This is a genomic window from Vibrio sp. LQ2 (assembly GCF_023920125.1).
Lineage (GTDB): Bacteria > Pseudomonadota > Gammaproteobacteria > Enterobacterales > Vibrionaceae > Vibrio > Vibrio fluvialis.
In genome coordinates, this window is the sequence record NZ_CP085308.1 from 1,248,929 (window position 1) to 1,270,003 (window position 21,075).

18 protein-coding genes are annotated in these 21,075 nt (G+C 46.8%); 4 read left to right on the forward strand and 14 right to left on the reverse strand.

All coding sequences use genetic code 11. The annotated features are described in order from the left end of the window. Positions 1–21 precede the first annotated feature (21 nt). Positions 22–996: an HTH-type transcriptional regulator CysB gene (gene cysB, locus LGV68_RS05855; RefSeq protein WP_222737770.1), complete on the reverse strand. Its 975-nt coding sequence runs from the start codon at positions 994–996 to the stop codon at positions 22–24. Positions 997–1,291: 295 nt separating this feature from the next. Between cysB and LGV68_RS05860 the strand changes: the two genes are divergently transcribed. Further along, positions 1,292–2,056, forward strand: coding sequence for a hypothetical protein (locus tag LGV68_RS05860; protein WP_020327814.1), 765 nt, complete (start codon positions 1,292–1,294; stop codon positions 2,054–2,056). Positions 2,057–2,127: 71 nt separating this feature from the next. Next, the gene (locus tag LGV68_RS05865) at positions 2,128–2,907 is read left to right on the forward strand and encodes a tRNA isopentenyl-2-thiomethyl-A-37 hydroxylase MiaE (RefSeq protein WP_252536379.1); all 780 of its coding nucleotides are present in this window, start codon (positions 2,128–2,130) and stop codon (positions 2,905–2,907) included. 45 nt (positions 2,908–2,952) lie between these two features. Here LGV68_RS05865 and pyrF read toward each other — a convergent pair whose 3' ends face one another. The 13 genes from pyrF to tig form a co-directional block, all read right to left on the reverse strand. Next, positions 2,953–3,648 (reverse strand): orotidine-5'-phosphate decarboxylase, encoded by a 696-nt coding sequence (pyrF, locus tag LGV68_RS05870; protein ID WP_020327816.1) that lies wholly within the window; start codon positions 3,646–3,648, stop codon positions 2,953–2,955. Between the two features lie 90 nt (positions 3,649–3,738). Then, positions 3,739–4,908 (reverse strand): lipopolysaccharide assembly protein LapB, encoded by a 1,170-nt coding sequence (lapB, locus tag LGV68_RS05875; RefSeq protein WP_024374735.1) that lies wholly within the window; start codon positions 4,906–4,908, stop codon positions 3,739–3,741. A gap of 12 nt (positions 4,909–4,920) precedes the next feature. Continuing rightward, entirely contained in the window at positions 4,921–5,205 is a 285-nt protein-coding gene (locus LGV68_RS05880) for a lipopolysaccharide assembly protein LapA domain-containing protein (protein ID WP_020327818.1), read from the reverse strand. Between the two features lie 139 nt (positions 5,206–5,344). Beyond that, positions 5,345–5,629 (reverse strand): integration host factor subunit beta, encoded by a 285-nt coding sequence (ihfB, locus tag LGV68_RS05885; protein ID WP_020430001.1) that lies wholly within the window; start codon positions 5,627–5,629, stop codon positions 5,345–5,347. Between the two features lie 230 nt (positions 5,630–5,859). Next, positions 5,860–7,530 carry a 30S ribosomal protein S1 gene (rpsA, locus tag LGV68_RS05890; RefSeq protein ID WP_020327821.1) on the reverse strand — a complete coding sequence of 557 codons (1,671 nt, stop codon included), beginning with the start codon at positions 7,528–7,530 and terminating at the stop codon, positions 5,860–5,862. A gap of 104 nt (positions 7,531–7,634) precedes the next feature. Next, complete coding sequence (cmk, locus tag LGV68_RS05895; protein ID WP_024374736.1) at positions 7,635–8,315, reverse strand: (d)CMP kinase; 681 nt, start codon at positions 8,313–8,315, stop codon at positions 7,635–7,637. A 179-nt stretch (positions 8,316–8,494) separates the two neighbouring features. Beyond that, on the reverse strand, positions 8,495–8,791 hold the full coding sequence (locus LGV68_RS05900; protein ID WP_020327823.1) for a ComEA family DNA-binding protein: 297 nt from the start codon (positions 8,789–8,791) through the stop codon (positions 8,495–8,497). Between the two features lie 138 nt (positions 8,792–8,929). Continuing rightward, positions 8,930–10,789: a peptidylprolyl isomerase gene (gene ppiD, locus LGV68_RS05905; RefSeq protein ID WP_172557176.1), complete on the reverse strand. Its 1,860-nt coding sequence runs from the start codon at positions 10,787–10,789 to the stop codon at positions 8,930–8,932. 155 nt (positions 10,790–10,944) lie between these two features. Then, positions 10,945–11,217, reverse strand: a complete 273-nt coding sequence (locus LGV68_RS05910) for an HU family DNA-binding protein (protein ID WP_004726502.1) — start codon at positions 11,215–11,217, stop codon at positions 10,945–10,947. A 194-nt stretch (positions 11,218–11,411) separates the two neighbouring features. Then, positions 11,412–13,763, reverse strand: a complete 2,352-nt coding sequence (gene lon / locus LGV68_RS05915; RefSeq protein ID WP_252536380.1) for an endopeptidase La — start codon at positions 13,761–13,763, stop codon at positions 11,412–11,414. 120 nt (positions 13,764–13,883) lie between these two features. Beyond that, positions 13,884–15,164, reverse strand: a complete 1,281-nt coding sequence (gene clpX / locus LGV68_RS05920) for an ATP-dependent protease ATP-binding subunit ClpX (RefSeq protein WP_020429992.1) — start codon at positions 15,162–15,164, stop codon at positions 13,884–13,886. Between the two features lie 82 nt (positions 15,165–15,246). Continuing rightward, positions 15,247–15,873, reverse strand: a complete 627-nt coding sequence (gene clpP / locus LGV68_RS05925; protein ID WP_020327827.1) for an ATP-dependent Clp endopeptidase proteolytic subunit ClpP — start codon at positions 15,871–15,873, stop codon at positions 15,247–15,249. A 107-nt stretch (positions 15,874–15,980) separates the two neighbouring features. Beyond that, positions 15,981–17,285, reverse strand: coding sequence for a trigger factor (gene tig / locus LGV68_RS05930; RefSeq protein ID WP_020429988.1), 1,305 nt, complete (start codon positions 17,283–17,285; stop codon positions 15,981–15,983). A gap of 522 nt (positions 17,286–17,807) precedes the next feature. On the opposite strand from tig, the gene LGV68_RS05935 reads away from it, so the two are divergent. After that, complete coding sequence (locus tag LGV68_RS05935) at positions 17,808–19,616, forward strand: ATP-binding protein (RefSeq protein WP_061056679.1); 1,809 nt, start codon at positions 17,808–17,810, stop codon at positions 19,614–19,616. A gap of 1 nt (position 19,617) precedes the next feature. Next, a complete protein-coding gene (locus LGV68_RS05940; protein ID WP_222805180.1) occupies positions 19,618–20,952 on the forward strand; it encodes a sigma-54 dependent transcriptional regulator in 1,335 nt (444 codons plus the stop codon). The last annotated feature ends 123 nt before the right edge of the window (positions 20,953–21,075 follow it).

Here is a 21,075-nt window from a genome sequence, read left to right on the forward strand (position 1 = left end):
ATTGAAGGTCAATGATTTGTCTCAGCGCACAGGTAGCTCAATGTCGCGGAACATTTCTTCAATTTCATGATTGGATTTTAGCGATATCGCTTGTTCAACTACAGGGCGCGTCAAGTGCGGAGCAAAACGTTCCATAAAATCATACATATACGAACGAAGGAAAGTCCCACGACGAAAACCAATACTGGTCGTACTGGCACCAAAGATGTGGCTGGCATTAATCGCTACTAAATCTTTGTCCTGATTAACATCCATCGCCATACTCGCAATCACACCGACACCAATTCCCATGCGTACATAAGTTTTAATCACATCCGCGTCAGTTGCGGTAAACACGACTCGAGGCGAGAGCCCTACGCGACTAAAGGCGCTATCTAACTCAGAACGCCCGGTAAAACCAAATACGTACGTGACCAACGGGTACGGCGCCAGATCTTCCACACTTACGTGTTCTTTCTTGGCCAACGGGTGATCCTTAGGTACCACAATTGAACGGTTCCAGTGATAACAAGGCAACATAATCGCGTCTTGGTACAAATGCAGAGCTTCTGTCGCAATAGCAAAACTGGCCGAACCTTTGGCGATCGCTTCCGACATTTGCGCCGGAGTTCCTTGGTGCATGTGTAGTGACACTTTCGGATAACGGGCCGTAAAACCCTTAATGACCTCAGGCAATGCATATCGAGCCTGAGTGTGGGTGGTGGAGATGTTCAGCGTCCCCATCTCAGGATGCGTGTGTTCCCCCGCCACAGATTTGATACTCTCAACCCGTGACAAAATTTCCGTCGCAATCCGTACTATGTCTTCACCAGCTTGAGTGACCTGAGTGAGATGTTTACCACTGCGCTCAAATATCTGAATTCCCAGCTCATCTTCCAGTAAACGAACCTGCTTACTAATACCAGGTTGGGAGGTGTAAAGACTTTCGGCGGTAGCAGAAACATTTAAGTTGTGGTTCACCACTTCAACGATGTATCTAAGCTGCTGCAACTTCATAATTGACCTGTATTTCCTTGCGGAGTGCTACATCACGAGTTTATATTTTATAATTATTAGTTATAACGCTTTGAGAACATAATTCAAAGCACAACCAATAAATTGTTTTTGAAATGACCCATCGTTTTGCGTAATTGAACAAATTTTTGCCACAGACGACCCAATCTCAACATTCTATTGCAGTTTTTTATTGGCAAAACGGGAATAATCAAATTAATAAAATTGTAGGTGTAGTGGAAAGTTAGGATAGTGTATCCTTTATCATTAGGCCTTTGAAAATGAAGACACGGATTATATGAATATCGGTTTAATTATTGCTCTGATTGCCATTTTGCTGGTTTTAGTTCTGGGCTATAACATCATGCTTCAGTACAAAGTCAAAGTAGAAACCGCGAAGAAACAGGAATCCTCGCGTTACCTAGCGATTATCGACGCAACAGAAGATCTGATTGGCAATGCTCATCACATGCCATTTAGCAAAGATCTGTTGGTCTGCCTCAATAATCGCATTCTGGACGCTTTGCAGAACATGTATGAGCTGGATCCAAAGAATAAACAGCTACAGCAGCGCATTGAAAACATGAACGCGCAAATCAAAAACCTGCAAGATAACCATCCGGGTAATGAGAGCACCAGTTTCAAAGTACCAAGTAGCGATAAACAAGCGATCATGATGCTAAAACTGGTTAAACGCCTGCGTGATACTATTCGTAGCGAGCACAATAAAGGTCGTTTTGATACACAAGCGTATGTTACAGAGAATGCACGCTTAGAGACGATTCAGATTCGTATCAACATCGAAAACGTGATTAAACGTTCTAATGATGCGATTGTGCGTGGTCAACCTGGCACTGCGGTACAACTGCTGCGCAAAGGCCTGGAAGTGCTGAGCACGAAAAATGACAGCTATTCAAATCAGGCACGCGAGAAGCTTCAGTCTATGTTTGATGAACTGCAACAGCGCCGCCAGTCTAAAAGTGCCGCTGAGTTACAACAAATCGAAGAGAACGAGCGTAATAGTGATATGGAAGCTCTCTTTGGTGAAAAGAAAAAATGGTAATATACTCGCCCAACGAGTACCGATTGAATTAAACAAAGGTCGCTTGAGCGACCTTTTTTATTGTTAACGACATGACCAATACGCCTGCAATTCAACAACTTCTGGAACCAATTAATCAGTTCCTCCACTGCCAAACTCCTAATGCCTGGATTGAAGAAGCCCGCAAGCCAGAGAATCTGCCAACAATTTTGCTCGACCACTTGATGTGTGAGCTCAAAGCCGGCCAGTCAGCGATGTATCTCATTCGCAAGTATGCTGTTGACCATGAGAGTCAACACTCTCTGTTGGACTGGTTTAAACCATACGAAGATTTTGCGTATCGCAACATCGGTTCGATGGAAACGTTAAAAGGCAAAAGTCAGATTTCCAAAGCAATCATGGCCAAATCAACCTCACCTTACAGTCAGGATTTAATTGATAAGATGGTATTACTGATCAAAGAAGAGTTACACCATTTCTATCAAGTTCTGGAAGTGATGGAAAGCCGCGGCATTGCTTACGAGTCGACTCCGGCCAGCCGCTATGCGAAAGGTCTGTTGGCTCACATGAAAACTCATGAACCACAAACACTCATCGATAAGCTGATCATCGGCGCTTACATTGAAGCGCGCTCCTGTGAGCGATTTGCTCGCCTTGCACCACATCTTGATGAAGACATCGCTAAATTTTATGTCTCACTGCTACGTTCTGAAGCACGCCATTATCAAGACTATCTGACACTGGCCGAGCAAATTGCCGGGCAGGACATCAGCGAGCGTATTGCCTACTTTGGCCGCGTGGAAGCCGAATTGATATCGTCCTCTGATGACGACTTCAAATTTCACAGCGGTATTCCAGCAAATCACCTATAAAACAAAAGGTCAGCTTAAGCTGACCTTTTTCATTCAATTATGACCTCAAACCAGAGACGCATTGATCGCAGCAAGCACTTTTGCAGGCTCAGCAGCTTGCGTAATCGGACGACCAATCACGAGGTAATCTGAACCTGCCTGAACCGCTTCGTATGGCGTCATAATACGGCGTTGATCGCCCACTTCCGAGCCTGCCGGGCGAATGCCTGGAGTTACCAGCTTAAACTCCTGACCAAGGCTCGATTTCAGCATGCTCGCTTCTTGCGCCGAGCAGACAACACCATCCAAACCGGAATTTTTAGTCAGTGTTGCTAAACGCATGACTTGCTGTTGCGGTTCCACATCCAAACCGATGCCTGCTAGGTCACTTTGCTCCATGCTGGTCAATACGGTCACGCCGATCAACCATGGACGGTCTTTACCATATGGTTCAAGGATCTCGCGTGACGCCGTCATCATGCGTTCGCCACCACTGGCATGGACGTTAACCATCCACACACCAAGTTCAGCCGCAGCTCTCACTGCTTTTGAGCAGGTATTGGGAATATCATGAAACTTGAGGTCTAAGAAGACTGAGAAACCACGTTTGTGCAGCTCACGTACAAATTCAGGACCAAACAACGTAAACATCTCTTTACCGACTTTCAATCGACAACTCGCTGGGTCGATTCTATCGACAAATGCCAGCGCATCCGCCTGATTGTCATAATCCAGTGCAACGATCACTTTTTGGTCGTTCATTTCTACTCCTAAGATACGCGTTGAGCCTAAAAAAATGCAGCCTATCCAGCTGCATGTCTTATTAAATCGGCGTCTAGCCAATTTCTTCTATTATTCGCCATCTAAGCCGCGAATCGGCTTGATCGAGCCCCACCCTTTACACGATGGACAGTGCCAGTAAAGGGAATGGGTCGAAAAACCACATCGGCGGCAGCGATAATGTGGTTTGACTTTCATTTGCTCACCAACCAGTTTCTGAAGTGTTGACAAGCTCTCTTTCGCTCGGCCCTCTTCCGCTTCAGCAATATGGTAATCAATCAGACGATAGAAGCCTTTCATGGTTGGATTTTTGACCAGCTGACGGGTCAGCAGTTCTTGAGCCGAGGCAACACCATCATGTTGAGCAACCATCTGAGCCAGCATCAATTCAGCCGATACCCCGGCCTTGTTAGAGATACACTGACGCAGGAACTGCACAAGTTCTTGCTCTTGACCCAAATGGTGGTAACACTCTGCCAGTGTTGGCAATACCTCACCAATAAAATCAATATCCTGTTCTAAGACCATCTCCATATATTGGATGGTCTTGCGATAATCTTCATTTTCCAGATACAACTTGCCGAGCGAGATGCTGGCACGAACACATTTGGGGTCTTCTTGAAGCGCTTTCTTAAATAGTTGAATCGCTTTGCTATCATGACCGTCGGCTTTCTCTTGCATCGCTAGTTCACACCAGAAATGGGCAATACTCGTTTTCACGCGTTTGCGGCCCATCTTAACTAATGCCTGTGCACAATCGATCGCCTTGTGCCATTCACGTGTTTGTTGGTAGATAGCAGTCAATTGCTGCAGAGCTGACTCACGATGTTCTGGTTCGTCGACAAGCTGCTCAAATATGCGTTCGGCGCGGTCGAGAAAACCCGAAACCATATAGTCTTTCGCCAGCTGTTGCAGCGCAAGGTTCTTCTGGTCAATGGTCAGGCCTGAACGAGAGATAAGGTTCTGGTGAATACGAATAGCGCGGTCAACTTCGCCTCGGGAACGGAAAAGATTACCCAGCGCCAAGTGGGTATCGATGGTCTCGTTATCCACTTGTAATAGTTCGATAAAGTGATCAACCGCTTTGTCCGATTGATCAGACAATAGCAAGTTCAGCCCCGTTACGTACTGACGGGAGATTTGATGGGAATGCTTCTGCTTGTCTTGCTGGGCACTACGATTACCCATATACCACCCGTATGCGGCGGCGATTGGCAATAACAAGAAGAGAATTTCTAACATCTAAAAACAGCCTTATCCGATATTCGCTTTTTGTTCTGAAACAGAATGGGATGAGGTTTGTTTTTTCAGCTTTCTGTTCAACTTACGGATTTCAAGTTGCGATTTTAGATGCATGCTTCCAAAAATGATCCAGGCGATGAGAAAACCTACCACAAAAACCGACCCGAGTAGCGTCGATAGATGGAATTCGCCCTGAGCCAGCAGATAGTTGAACGTTACGATCTCCTGATTTTGAGACCCTAACGCCAATGCGATCAGGAAGAGAGCAAGTAACACAACGATTTTTATTATTTTCATAATCCATTACCTATTCACGAATTGGCTTCCTGATTATGCAGGAAAACAGCGCGACAAACCATGGCTATTCGAGTTTGCGCCCGCAAAAAAGCGGCACACTGAAACAGTATGCCGCTTTATACAAGAATCTTTACGTAAATCAAATGTTTTCGTTTACACGTTCACGAAGTTCTTTACCTGGTTTGAAGTGTGGAACGTATTTACCTTCCAACTCCACTTTTTCACCAGTTTTAGGGTTACGCCCTACTCTAGGCTCGCGATAGTGTAGGGAGAAACTGCCGAAACCACGAATTTCGATACGCTCTCCTGCCTCTAAAGTATTCGCCATGTGCTCAAGAATATCTTTTACTGCGTCTTCGATCTCTTTTGCAGACAGGTGTGTTTGCTCAGCACAGAGTCTTTCAATCAATTCAGACTTAGTCATAGTTTCCCTCATCGAGTTTTTATCCTGATTATAGTCAGTAATATCAATTCCAACAAACACTTGCTTAATATTGTAGAAAAAATCTACAGCTTCGCTAAATCTTTTTTGCACTCAAAAGATTTATTTTATTTGGCAGTTCGAAATCACAAGCCAGAGGAAGGATAAGAGAAGTGTTTAACGAAAGATAAAAAAAGGAGCCTTACGGCTCCTTTTTATTTAGCGATACGGAATTATTCGCCTTTAGCAGCTTTGAAAGCGTCTGCCATTGCGTTACCGAATGCAGCGTCATCTTGCTTGTTGATAGATGCCATTGCTTCTTGCTCTTCAGCTTCGTCTTTCGCTTTGATAGACAGGTTGATTACGCGGTTCTTACGGTCAACGCCAGTAAATTTCGCTTCAACTTTGTCGCCAACGCTCAGGATCAGAGTCGCGTCTTCTACGCGGTCACGAGAAACTTCAGAAGCGCGGATGTAACCTTCAACGCCGTCTTCTAGCTCGATAGTTGCGCCTTTAGCGTCAACTGCAGTTACAGTACCGTTAACCAGAACGCCTTTCTTGTTGTCTGCAACGTAAGCATTGAATGGGTCATTTTCCATTTGCTTAACGCCTAGAGAAATACGCTCACGCTCTGCATCTACAGCTAGAACAACTGCAGAGATCTCGTCGCCTTTTTTGTACTCACGTACAGCTTCTTCGCCTGGAACGTTCCAAGAGATGTCAGACAGGTGAACAAGACCGTCGATGCCGCCTTCTAGACCGATGAAGATACCGAAGTCAGTGATTGACTTGATCTTACCAGTAACTTTGTCGCCTTTAGCTTGTGCTTCAGCGAATGACTGCCACGGGTTAGCTTTACACTGTTTCAGGCCTAGAGAGATACGACGACGTTCTTCGTCGATATCAAGAACCATAACCTCAACTTCGTCGCCAACATTAACAACTTTAGATGGGTGGATGTTCTTGTTAGTCCAATCCATTTCTGAAACGTGTACCAGACCTTCAACGCCTTCTTCGATTTCAACGAAGCAGCCGTAATCAGTCAGGTTAGTTACACGACCAGTCAGTTTGTGACCTTCTGGGTAACGTTTAGCGATTGCTACCCATGGATCTTCGCCAAGCTGTTTCAGACCTAGTGATACGCGAGTGCGGTCACGGTCGAACTTAAGAACTTTAACTAGGATCTCGTCACCAACGTTAACGATCTCAGATGGGTGTTTAACACGTTTCCACGCCATATCAGTGATGTGCAGAAGACCGTCAACACCGCCAAGATCAACGAATGCACCGTAGTCAGTAAGGTTCTTAACGATACCTTTAACTTCAGTACCTTCTTGTAGAGTCTCAAGAAGTTCGTCACGCTCAACGCTGCTTTCTGATTCGATAACAGCACGACGAGAAACAACAACGTTGTTACGTTTCTGGTCTAGCTTGATTACTTTGAACTCTAGCTCTTTGTTTTCTAGGTGAGCTGTGTCACGGATAGGACGTACATCAACCAGTGAACCTGGTAGGAATGCACGGATACCGTTCAGTTCAACAGTGAAACCGCCTTTAACTTTACCGTTGATGATACCAACAACAGTTTCAGCTTCTTCGTAAGCTTTCTCAAGAACGATCCAAGCTTCGTGACGTTTCGCTTTCTCACGAGAAAGTTGAGTTTCACCGAAACCGTCTTCTACAGCGTCTAGAGCTACGTCTACTTCAGAACCAACTTCAACTTCAAGTTCGCCAGCAGCGTTCTTGAACTGTTCAGCAGGGATTGCAGACTCAGACTTAAGACCAGCATCAACAAGAACGTAACCGTTCTCGATCGCTACTACAGTACCTTTAACGATGGTACCTTGTTGGAATTCAGTCTCGTTTAGAAACTCTTCAAAGAGTTGAGCAAAAGATTCAGTCATTTAATTAATCTTCAATAAGTAAACGTCCACGGGTGTCCTACCACATGGGGTTATTAAATTCGCCAGTCATCATCCATGCGACCAACGCTCTTAACTGACGTGGTTTATTCCGCCAGCTTCGATTCGATATATTGTAGTGCCTTAACCACCACTTCGTCGATAGACATTTCGGTGGAATCTAGCAATAGCGCATCCTCTGCAGGGCGCAATGGCGCCACTGGGCGGTTACGATCTCGGTCGTCACGCTCTTGGATTTCGCTCAAAAGGGCGTCAAATTTAACATCAAGCCCCTTTAGTTGCAACTGCTTGAAACGTCTACGTGCACGTTCCTCAGCACTCGCATCAAGGAAAATTTTGGCTTCTGCCTGTGGAAACACCACAGTTCCCATATCACGGCCATCAGCAACTAACCCCTGGCCTTCCGCAAAAGCACGCTGTCTGCGCAACAATGCTTCACGAACGCGTGGTAAAGCCGCCACTTTTGACGCTGCCATACCCGTTTCTTCTTTACGCAGTTCTTTGGAAACGTCTTCACCTTCGAGGATAACTTTTACCAAGTCTCCTTCTGCGATGAACTGCACATCCAAATGGGTGGCCAGCGGTACGAGTGCGTCTTCAGATTCGATGTCAACACCGTGGTGAATCGCAGCAAGAGCTAGCACGCGATAGATCGCACCAGAGTCTAATAGATGAAAACCGAGTTTGTTAGCCAACAGCATGCAAAGCGTGCCTTTTCCCGCTCCGCTTGGTCCATCAACGGTAATCACCGGTGTATGAGAGGACATGTTTTACTCCACTTTATTTTTGTTCGTGACTGACTTTGTCAGCGATTTACCGGCGGCAAATTATAAATTGATTCGGAGTCAGGTGCTAGGAAGGATTCAAGAAAGCGGCGATTTAAAGTCAAAATTTCAGGAGAAAAACTCAGATCTGAGACCTGAGTTTTTGATGTCAAAAACCTCAGTTATAACAAGATACGTTTGTCATTCTGAGCAACGATAGCTGGCCCAATGCCTTTCACTTGCGTCAGATCTTCTTTAGATTTGAACGCACCATTGGCCTCACGATAGTCAACTATTGCTTGGGCTTTTTTCAGGCCTATACCTTTGAGTAAAGTCGCCAACTCTTCCGCTGGTGCCGTATTGATATTGACAGTTATCTCGACCCCTTCTGTAGCAGAAACATTTTCTTCCGCCCAACTGTGAGATACTGGCCAAGTGACAGCCAGGAGAATCGCCAACCAAAATTTGTGAATTTTCATACTGTATGTTCCTTGTAAAGTAAAAACGCCGCCGATCATAGGCCGGTGTGGCTTTACGGCATACCAAGAGAAATCAGAAATAAAATGGGCTGCAAACGCAGCCCATTTTGTTAAACATATCAGTTACAAGAAACTCAACTACTGGCTCACAGCATAGTACTTAATGTCGGTGTTCTGACGCAGCACGCTCAACACTCCGGCAAGATCTTGCTGAACACCAATACGTGCTAATTGCGCACCAATTTGGTCATGGTATTCAGTATTCACTTTTGCTTCCACCTTATCCAGCTCCACGACAATGATGTTGCCATCGAAGTCTTTCGCTTGTGCGTAAGTTACTGCACCTTCAGCGGGTTTAGGCATCGCGTACACGGTTCCTGCTAGAGGAGAGCTGCGATCAATCATGTTCAAATCGCCAAACGCCAGATTATGCTGTTGCAACAGAGATTTATCACCTTGTTTCAAACCATCGACAAGTTTGCTTGCCAGCTCCAGAGCTTGCTGTTCGCCTTTCACTTTCGACAGTTGAGCAACCACTTGATCTTTTACTTCTTGCAGTGGCAGAACCACTTCCGGACGAGACTCCTCCACTCGTACCACCACCACATGCTCTGGGGCAACTTCAATGGCTTCAGAGTTCAAACCATCGTCTTTCACTTCTGGAGTCTGGATCGCTTTGAGAACATCTGCATTGTTCAGCGTTGCCGGAAGTTGCTGCTCAGAGACAAAATCCGTTTTCTGTACTGTTGCTGAAATCGCTTTCGCAGCCTCGTCCAGAGAATCTGGAGATTCAAACGCTACTTTTTCTAGTTCTGTTTGCAACTCGTAGAATTTATCTACGGCTTGCTGATCTTTCAGCTCTGCTTTGATATCTGCCGCGACATCAGCATATGGCTTCGCGATTGGCGCTTTCACTTCGTCCAATTTGATGATGTGGTAGCCAAAATCTGACTTCACCAGACCACTAATATCACCTGCTTGTTTCAAGGCAAATGCAGCACTTTCGAACGCGGGATCCATGGTATCATGTTCGATCCAGCCCAGCGAACCGCCTTCTTCAGCACTACCGATATCCTGCGATTTTTCTTTTGCCAGCGTTGAGAAATCCGCGCCCGCTTTTAGTTCATCAAGAATTTCCTGCGCCGCTTTTTCATCATCACCCTGAATCAGAATATGGCTGACTTTGCGCTGTTCAGCAGAAGAGTACTTGTCCAGATGATCTTGGTAGTATTGCTGTGCCTGATCATCACTGATAGTGACCGCGCTTTTCAGCTGCTCTGCCGACAATTCGATGTACGAAAGTTTTACCTGCTCTGGACGGGTATAACGCTCTGGGTTTTGTTTGTAGTACTGCTCGATTTCGTCATCGCTCAGCTCAACATTCTTAGCAAATTCTGCTGGTGACAGCGTGATGGTACGAATATCACGAGTTTGAGAAATCAGTTCGCCCTGAGCTTCAACTTCGCCTTTCAGAGTGAATTCGCTGCCTTGTAGCGCGCTCATCAATTGGTTACGCACCAAATCACGGCGCATATACTCTGCAAACGAGTCTGGTGAGAAACCAGCTCGACGCAGTGCAGACTGGTAAATTTCCTGATCAAACTTGCCTTCGCTTTGGAACTGAGGCATGTCCAGAATCATTTGACGAATCTGATCATCACTCACACGCAGGCCCAGTGATTGTGCGTGTTGTTCCAGTAACAGGTCGTTGATCATACGATCCAGCACCGATTTACGGAAAGACGCCACGTACTCAGGATCTGCAAGCAAGTTAGCAAAGTAATCGCCTAGCTGGGCTTGCATGCGGTTACGTTCATTCTGGTACGCTTGTTCAAATTCACCACGGCCGATTTCAGTTCCGCCGACTTTGGCTGCTGCATTATTACTGCCGCTGATCAGGTAGTTACCTACCCCTGCGAAGATAAAAGAAAGGATGATTAGTCCTAGGATAATTTTTACCGCGATGCTGTTCACGCCCTCGCGTAATCGATCCATCATAATTTTACTGCTCTCCGGGTTTGAAGTGACACACTTCAGCCAAAATTTTGAATAGCGCAATAGTATCAGAAAAAGAAATGCGCATCAGTATGATGCGCATAATTTCAAAAGGTTCGAATTAATTTTGCCTGAAAGGGGCAAAAGGATAATTCTGATTAGTTACAAGCGTCTTTAAGAGCTTTGCCTGCTTTGAACGCAGGAACTTTTGCTTCTGCGATTTGGATTTCTTCACCAGTCTTAGGGTTACGGCCTGTGCGAGCTGCGCGAGTACGTACTGCAAATGTACCAAAGCCAACTAGAGCCACCTGATCACCAGATTGAAGCGTGTCGCTCACTGCTTCAATGAATGCATCTAGTGCACGACCAGCTGAAGCTTTAGAGATATCAGCGTTAGCTGCGATTTGTTCTACTAATTGTGTCTTATTCACTGTGAATTCCCCTTCGGTCACCAATTATTATTTTGTTCGGTGCCTATTTCGTTCCATTAATGTTAAAAACTGGTCTAAAGCCTTGTTACAACTGGGCTGAAGGCCTAGTGAGTAACGTTAGCGCCCAAAAAAAACGCTGACAAGCCTTTTTCGACCTATCAGCGTAAACTTTTACTTATTTTTGCTGCACATCACTATTTTTTAGCGTCAAACTCGACACCAGTCGGGTCATTTTCAAGTGCAACCTTGAGTACTTCGTCAATCCAGCGAACTGGAATAACTTTCAGATCTGCAATCACATTCTGTGGAATCTCTTCCAGATCACGTTCGTTGTCCTTTGGAATCAGTACGGTTTTGATACCACCACGATGTGCAGCCAGCAATTTCTCTTTTAGGCCACCGATAGGCAGAACTTCACCACGTAGTGTGATTTCGCCCGTCATCGCCACTTCTGCTTTAACCGGGTTACCCGTCAGACAAGAAACCAACGCTGTACACATTGCCGTACCCGCACTTGGCCCATCTTTTGGTGTAGCCCCTTCAGGTACGTGCACGTGGATATCACGTTTCTCGTAGAAATCCGGGTTAATACCCAGTTTCTCGGCCCGAGAACGTACCACAGTCATGGCCGCCTGAATCGATTCCTGCATGACATCGCCCAGTGAACCTGTTTGAGTCAGCTTACCTTTACCTAGCATAGACTGTGTTTCGATGGTCAGCAAATCACCGCCCACTTCGGTCCAAGCAAGACCAGTAACTTGACCGATTCGGTTGAATTCATCCGCCTTACCAAAATCAAAACGTTGCACGCCCAGAAACTCTTTCAAGTTTTCCTGATTCACAGTGACCGTTTTCGTGCCACCGTTCAGCAGAATTTTCTTCACGGCTTTGCGGCAGATCTTAGAGATTTCACGCTCCAGGCTACGCACACCCGCTTCGCGCGTGTAGTAACGAATAATGCCAATGATGGCTGAATCCTCGATCACGATCTCGCTTGGTTTCAGGCCATTGCGTTCGATCTGTTTATTCACCAAGTGACGTTTCGCGATGTTCAGTTTCTCATCTTCGGTGTAACCCGACAAACGAATCACTTCCATACGGTCTAGCAATGGGCCTGGAATGTTCATTGAGTTTGAGGTAGCAACAAACATGACATCCGACAAATCGTAGTCCACTTCTAGGTAGTGGTCGTTAAACGAGTTGTTCTGCTCTGGGTCAAGCACTTCCAACAGTGCAGAAGCTGGATCGCCACGCATATCAGACGACATCTTGTCGATTTCATCCAACAGGAACAGTGGGTTTTTCACCCCAACTTTCGCCATTTTCTGAATCAGTTTACCTGGCAGCGAGCCAATGTACGTACGACGGTGACCGCGGATTTCCGCTTCATCACGTACACCGCCCAGCGCCATACGTACGTATTTACGACCCGTTGCCGCCGCAATTGAGCGGCCCAGCGAGGTTTTACCTACACCTGGAGGGCCAACCAAGCACAGGATAGGACCTTTCAGCTTATTGATGCGGCTTTGTACTGCGAGATATTCAAGAATACGTTCTTTCACGCGCTCTAGGCCGTAATGATCGGCATTGAGGATCTCTTCTGCTTTCGAGAGATCTTTTTTCACTTTGGAACGTTTGTTCCAAGGCACGCTGACCATCCAATCGATATAGCTGCGCACAACCGTTGCTTCTGCTGACATCGGAGACATCATCTTCAGCTTTTGCAGTTCCTGTTCAGTTTTCTCGCGAGCCTCTTTCGGCATCTTCGATTCTTCGATTTTCTGTTTCAGCGCTTCGAACTCATCCGGCGCATCATCCATCTCACCCAGCTCTTTCTGAATCGCCTTCATTTGCTCATTCAGATAGTACTCGCGCTGAGATTTCTCCATCTGCTTTTTCACACGGTTGCGAATGCGCTTCTCAACTTGCAACAGATCGATTTCAGATTCCATCTGGCCCATCAAGAATTCCAAACGCTCAGAGACGTCCAAAATTTCCAGCACTTTTTGCTTGTCGATGAGTTTCAAAGGCATGTGTGCTGCGATGGTATCGGCAAGGCGCGCCGCCTCATCGATACCGTTCAGAGACGTCAGCACTTCCGGTGGAATTTTCTTGTTCAGTTTGATGAAGCCTTCGAACTGATTGATCGCGCTGCGAACAATCACTTCTTGCTCTTTTTCATCAAGTTCAGGCGTAAGCAGGTACTCAGCTTCTGCTGAGAAAAACTCGCCTTCATGGAATTGGTTAATTTTTGCGCGCTGCTGACCTTCAACAAGCACTTTCACAGTGCCATCTGGCAGTTTCAGTAGCTGGAGGATGGTTGCAACTGTACCGACATCAAATAGATCGGTGATTTTCGGTTCGTCGGTTTCCGGCTGTTTTTGCGCGACCAGAAGAACCTGTTTGTTGTTGTCCATCGCTGCTTCTAGGCATTGAATCGACTTTTCACGACCAACAAACAGAGGAATTACCATATGTGGATACACCACCACATCGCGCAGAGGTAGTACAGGGATCTCGATACGCTCGGAACGTTCCAAGTTCATATTTATCTCTCTTCCGCTTTTCTATATATCGCAGTATATGGGGGCTAACTAACTGGATTCAATGACAGAATAAAAAAAAGGAGGTATTAAATACCTCCTTTTATGTTTTAACATTCTGTTTTACTCAGCGCCAGCGGCCTGACTTTCACTTCCGGTGTAAATCAGCAGTGGTTCTGACTCACCGTTAATCACGGATTCGTCAATCACCACTTTCTCTACTTCAGTCATTGAAGGCAGTTCGTACATGGTCTCAAGCAATACGTTCTCAAGAATCGAACGTAGGCCACGAGCCCCTGTTTTGCGCTTCATAGCGCGTGCTGCGATAGCGCGAAGTGCATCTTCACGGAACTCGAGATCTACATTTTCCAGCTCAAACAGAGCCGCATACTGCTTGGTCAATGCATTCTTAGGTTCGCACAGAATCTGAATCAGAGCTTCTTCGTCGAGTTCTGTCAGTGTTGCTGTCACAGGCAGACGACCGATGAATTCCGGGATCAAACCGTATTTCACCAAATCTTCTGGTTCCACTTGAGTAAACAGTTCACTCAGTGATTTGCTTTCGTCTTTTGAACGAACTTCTGCGCCGAAACCGATACCAGTACCAGTTGCGACACGTTGTTCAATCACTTTATCCAAGCCAGCGAATGCACCGCCACAGATAAAGAGGATCTTAGAAGTATCTACCTGTAGAAACTCTTGTTGAGGGTGCTTACGGCCACCTTGTGGTGGTACAGAAGCCACTGTGCCTTCAACCAGTTTCAAAAGCGCTTGTTGAACCCCTTCGCCTGACACGTCACGCGTGATCGACGGGTTTTCAGCTTTACGGGAAATCTTATCGATTTCATCGATGTAGACAATACCACGTTCAGCTTTTGCGACGTCATAGTCACACTTCTGTAGCAGTTTCTGGATGATGTTTTCTACATCTTCACCCACATAACCAGCTTCAGTTAGTGTAGTCGCGTCCGCCATTGTGAACGGTACGTCAAGGAAACGAGCCAGTGTTTCCGCCAGCAGTGTTTTACCACTACCCGTTGGACCGATAAGAAGAATATTACTCTTACCCAGTTCCACACCTTCACTCGTTGTATCACCGTTACGTAAACGCTTGTAGTGGTTATATACTGCAACCGCGAGCACTTTTTTCGCGTGTTCTTGGCCAATCACATAGTCATCAAGATGCTCACGAATCTGACGTGGCGTCGGCAGTGCCGAAGACTCTTTCTTCGGTAAAACATCTTTGATTTCTTCACGGATAATGTCGTTACATAAGTCGACGCATTCGTCACAAATGTAAACAGATGGACCTGCGATTAGCTTGCGAACTTCGTGCTGGCTTTTGCCACAGAAAGAGCAGTACAGCAGTTTACTACTACCACCCTCTTTGCTTTTGTCTGTCATTCGCTAACCTCTTAGCCTTTACTCGTTATGGTTTGAGTGTATAACAATTTGAACCAAATTGCGTTAAACAATTCCCGCTCGATTACTCGCCGCGATGGGTCAAAAGTCCGTCCACCAGACCATAGTCTACTGCTTGTTGTGCCGACATAAAATTGTCTCGGTCGGTATCACGTTCGATCACATCAAGAGGCTGACCTGTGTGGTCTGCCAACAAGCGATTCAGCTTGTTTTTGATGGTCAGGATTTCCTGAGCATGGATCTGAATGTCTGATGCCTGGCCTTGGAAACCGCCCAGAGGCTGGTGAATCATGACACGTGAGTTAGGCAGAACATAACGCTTACCTGGTGCACCACCAGCCAGCAGGAATGCGCCCATTGAACAAGCTTGTCCGATACACAGTGTGCTCACGTTTGGTTTGATGAACTGCATGGTGTCGTAAATCGACATACCCGCAGTCACACTGCCACCCGGAGAGTTGATGTACAGGAAAATATCTTTATCAGGGTTTTCAGATTCTAAGAAAAGCAGCTGAGCCACGACAAGGTTTGCCATGTGATCTTCTACTTGCCCCGTTAAAAAAATCACGCGGTCTTTTAACAAGCGAGAATAGATGTCGTAAGAACGCTCACCACGAGAAGTTTGTTCCACCACCATGGGTACTAGCGCGTCAATGATTGGCGACATTGCATTTTTTTCTTGGTAGCTCATAGTCTTATGTCCCTAAAATAAATGGCCCGGATGATGGGTAATCACACGGACCATTGTTAGCAGAATAGGCGACGTGTCGTCAACCTTTCTACGTTACAACTTGCTTATTAAGCAGCAACTTGTGGGTTCATTAGCTCGTTGAAGCTAATGGCTTTCTCAGTTACTTGCGCTTTAGCAATGATCGCGTCGATCGCTTGCTCTTCAAGAGCAACGTTACGCATATTGTTCATCATTTGCTCGTTTTGCTCGTAGTAAGCAATCACTTCAGTTGGATCTTCGTAAGCAGTCGCCATCTCTTCGATCAGCGCTTTAACTTTCTCTTCATCCGCTTTCAGTTCTTCAGCTTTGATCACTTCACCCAGCAGAAGGCCAACAACTACACGGCGTTTTGCTTGCTCTTCGAATAGTTCACGTGGCAGCTGGCTAGCTGCTTCCATGTTACCGCCGAAACGTTGTGCCGCTTGCTGACGCAGAACGTTGATCTCTTGGTCGATCAGTGCAGAAGGAACGTCGATGTCGTTCTCTTTTACCAGACCTTCAATCGCTTGCTCTTTGATACGCGCTTTGATTGCTTGCTTCAGTTCGCGATCCATGTTCTTACGAACTTCTGCTTTCAGTGCGTCTACGCCGCCTTCAGCAACACCGAACTTAGCAACGAACTCGTCGTTCAGTTCTGGCAGTTCACGAGCTTCTACTTTGTTTACTTTGATTGCGAATTTCGCCGCTTTACCTTTCAGGTTTTCAGCGTGGTAATCTTCTGGGAAAGTCACTTCGATTTCGAATTCCATACCTTTGGTTTTACCCACGATACCGTCTTCAAAACCTGGGATCATGCGGCCTGCGCCCATTTCCAGAGGGAAGTTCTCAGCTTTACCGCCTTCGAACTCAACACCGTCGATAGAACCAACGAAGTCGATAGAAACGCGTTTGCCTTCTTCTGCAGCTTCATCAACTTCTTTCCAAGTCGCTTGTTGCTTACGCAGAGTTTCCAGCATCTCAGCTACGTCTGCTTCAGTGATTTCTGCAGCTGGTTTTTCAACAGTGATGTTTTCCAGACCTTTCAGTTCAACTTCTGGGTAAACTTCGAAAGTTGCTGTAAAGACTAGATCTGCGCCTTCTTTCACTTCTACTGGTGCGAACGTTGGTGCGCCAGCTGGGTTGATCTTTTCTTTTACGATAGCTTCGATGAAGTGACGTTGCATAACTTCACCAAGAACATCTTGACGCACTGCTTTGCCGTACATCTTAGCAACCATCTTCATTGGCACTTTGCCTTTGCGGAAACCATCGAAACGACGGTTTTTCGCGATGTTGCGTAGTTCAGCTGACACTGCATCTTCGATGTTTGCAGCTGGAACAGTAATATTCAGACGGCGCTCTAGGCCTTCTAGCGTTTCAACAGTAACTTGCATTGTTTATAAACCTCAAAACTGGCTCAGGGTTCCTGAGCGTCATGAGCCAAAACCAGGTTTCGGCTGCATCCTTGTGTTGCACTCAAAAGAGCACTTAACTGTAAATATTGAGCATCGATATTCAAAAGCTCAGTCGGCCTGAATACCGGACTAATGAGTGATATCTTTGACGATTTTGGCCGAAGAAAGGTATCTCTGATTAGTCTCAGGACAAAAATTTAGACGCAACATTCTACCGACCTGAGGATTCGCTGTCGAGCTAATCCCCCGTCAGGGAAAGGTCAATGTCCTAAAAACTCAACCAAGTGCTAAAAAATCCACCAAACACAAAGTGTCGATGGCTCTGAAATGGGGACAATATAGGCTTTTTCAAGGGAATCGAGGCTTTTTTTTCCTCAAAAGCTCAAAAAGAGATCTTGCTCTTGTTTTGCACTCTCATTTTGTCATCTTTTTAAGCACGGCAAGCGGAACTCCCAGTATCATGAAGCGGTGTCAGGGATTTGGATGAGTTGAGAGATCAGGATGTGGTCGATTCGCAGGCTTAGCGTACTGTTTTTTATTGTCTTTGTCGTCGTCACGGCCATGTCGGCGCATCTGGTTTGGCGTTATCAATATCAGAGTTTGTTGCTCGATCATCAATCTCAGTTGGATAAGTTCTCCAGCCTGATTACCGCGAAGCTGGACAAATACGCCCACATCCCGCGCCTGCTTTCTAAAGATAAGGAATTGGTTGACGCTCTGCTGCATCCGGCCAACACGGCGCAAATCGAAGTAACGAACCGCTATCTGGAACAAGTGAACGATGTGATTCAGGCCGCGGACACCTATCTGCTCGATCAATACGGTAATACGCTCGCCGCCAGTAACTGGAACTTAGACCGTTCCTTTATCGGTCGTAACTTTGCTTGGCGCCCCTACTTCTATCAGTCGATAGCGGGGGCTGACAGCCAGTACTTTGCCCTCGGTTCGACTTCCGGTCAGCGCGGCTATTATTACGCCTACCCAGTAGTTTACGCGGCAGAAATTCTCGGGGTCGTGGTCGTCAAAATGGATCTGTCCGCTATCGAGGAGAACTGGCAAAGCCAGAGCAGTTATTTTGTCGCCACCGACACCAATCAGGTGGTGTTTATGTCCAGCCAACCCTCATGGCTATTTAAAAGCGTCGGTAATCTGAGTGATACCACCCGGGATCAAATTCGCAGCAGTTTGCAATACCTCGACAAACCTATCGCCTCGCTCGGACTCACTGGCGATTTTTCCGCGCAGGAAACCGAGTGGTTCAATCATCGAATGGGCTGGATTAAGGGCGACTTTATTGTGTCCAGTCGCCAACTCAGTATGCCCGATCTGACTATTCGGGTACTCTCTCCGAAGATGAACGTATTTTGGGATGTATTCGGCTTTGTCATGATCCTGACCATGGTATTTGCCATCGTTTATCTGGCGATACTGCTCGCCCATCATCGCCAGGTTCGTCAGCGCCAGATCGAACAGTTGCAAGTGGAAGCCAAACAAAAGCTGGAATTCCTGGTGATGGAACGTACCGCCAAACTGCACGCCGAAATTGACGAGCGAATTCGCACTGAACAGGCATTGCGCCAAACACAAAATGAGTTGATTCAGGCGGCCAAACTGGCGGTACTCGGTCAGATGTCCGCCAGTATCAGCCATGAACTGAATAATCCGTTGGCCGCAATTCGCAGTTTTGCTGATAACGGCCGACGTTTTCTTGCCAATGGCAAATCAGAACGTACAGACGAGAACCTTGCCCGCATCTCAGCCCTGACTGAACGTATGGCCAAAATCAGTGAGCAGCTTAAGTCTTTTGCGCGCAAAAGTAGCAGCGATGAGAAAGCGGACGTTCAGATCTATCCGATTGTGGTGTATGCCAAAGAACTGATGCAGCCACAGTTTAAGTCGCACTATATCGAGCTCAACATTCAGACGCCGCAGGAACCTGTGTGGGCCAGCGTCAACCCGATTCAGTTGGAACAAGTACTGATCAATCTGCTGACCAACGCGATGCAGGCGCTTGATGGCCAAGAGTCGCGTAAAGTGGCCATGACATTACTCAGTGATAGCGATGGCACATTGATTCATGTCGACGATAATGGCCCGGGCATTGGCCAGGATAAAATGGCGCATCTGTTCGAACCGTTTTTCACCACCAAACAAAATGGTCTGGGACTGGGCTTGTCCATTTCCCAACAAATTATACAAAGTATGAATGGCGACCTGACTGCATCGGTTTCGCCACTCGGCGGCGCGCGCTTTACCATTCATTTGCCTCCATTGACCGCGCCGGCAACAGAAATAATGCAAGGAAAGTAGTATGTGCGACGTTTTTTTTATCGATGATGAGTCCGATATTCGCATCGCCATTGAACAAAGCTTCGAACTGGCTGAGATCAACGCACGCTTTTTTGCCAGCGCAGAAGAGGCCTTATTGGCGATAAAGCAGGATGGTTTGCCTTTGGTCGTGGTGACTGACATCTGTCTGCCCGGGTTGAGTGGCCAGAATCTGCTGTCCACCATTCGTCATCAGGATGCGGATGTCCCTGTCATCCTCATCACAGGGCACGGCGATATTTCGATGGCCGTACAGGCGATGCACGATGGTGCGTATGACTTCATCGAAAAGCCCTTTGCCCCGGAGCGTTTGATGGAAACCGTCAGCCGGGCGATGGAAAAACGCAAGTTGATGCTGGAAAACCAGCAGCTCAAACGCAGTCTGAAAGCCAGTCAGACACTAGGCCCCCGCATCATTGGTGAAACCGCCAGCATTCAGGAGTTGCGTGACACCATCGCCCATATCGCCGATACCGATGCTGACATTCTGCTGTTTGGCGAAACAGGTACGGGTAAGGAATTGATCGCCCGTTCTCTGCATGAACAGAGCTCGCGCCGTGAGCAGAATTTTGTCGCCGTGAACTGCGGCGCGGTACCGGAAAACCTGATTGAAAGTGAACTTTATGGTCATGAGAAAGGTGCATTTACCGGTGCCGATGCCAAACGCATCGGTAAGTTTGAACATGCACAGGGCGGCACACTGTTCCTTGATGAAATCGAATCGATGCCAATGCAAGCACAAATCCGTTTACTGCGTGTGCTGCAAGAGCGCGTCATTGAACGGGTCGGTTCGAACGAACTGATTCCTCTCAATATTCGTGTGATTGCCGCCACCAAAGTCGATCTGAGACAAGCGGCGATGGAAGGCACTTTTCGTCAGGATCTTTACTATCGTCTCAACATCGTCACGCTCGATTTACCACCACTGCGTGAACGTAAAGAGGACATTCCAACGCTATTCCATCATTTTCTCCTTGTGGCTGCGGCACGCTATGGCAAAGCCGCCACATCGCTTGCCAGCCAGGATTTACAGACGCTGATGAATCATGACTGGCCGGGAAATGTGCGAGAACTGCGCAATGTCGCGGAGCGTTTTGTACTGTTGGGCAAACTCGCTCAGTTGGATGACGCCCCTGCCGCTGCTTCGCTCAGCCTGGCAGATCAGGTGGCTGAATTTGAAAAAGTCGCCATCGAAAAAGCCCTGGTCGAGTGCAATGGCAGTATCAAACACACCATGGAAGTGTTGGCGATCCCGCGCAAAACGCTGTACGACAAAATGCAGAAATACCGCATTGATAAAGATATGTACAAAGCCTGAGCATACCTGCCCTTTTTCCCTTCCTTGCTCGTATAAACTTGATGGGCCTCTGTGCAACAAGGATGTAGGAAATGAGCAGGAAACTTCGCTTACCCTGTGTAACAGAAACAATACTGATCGACG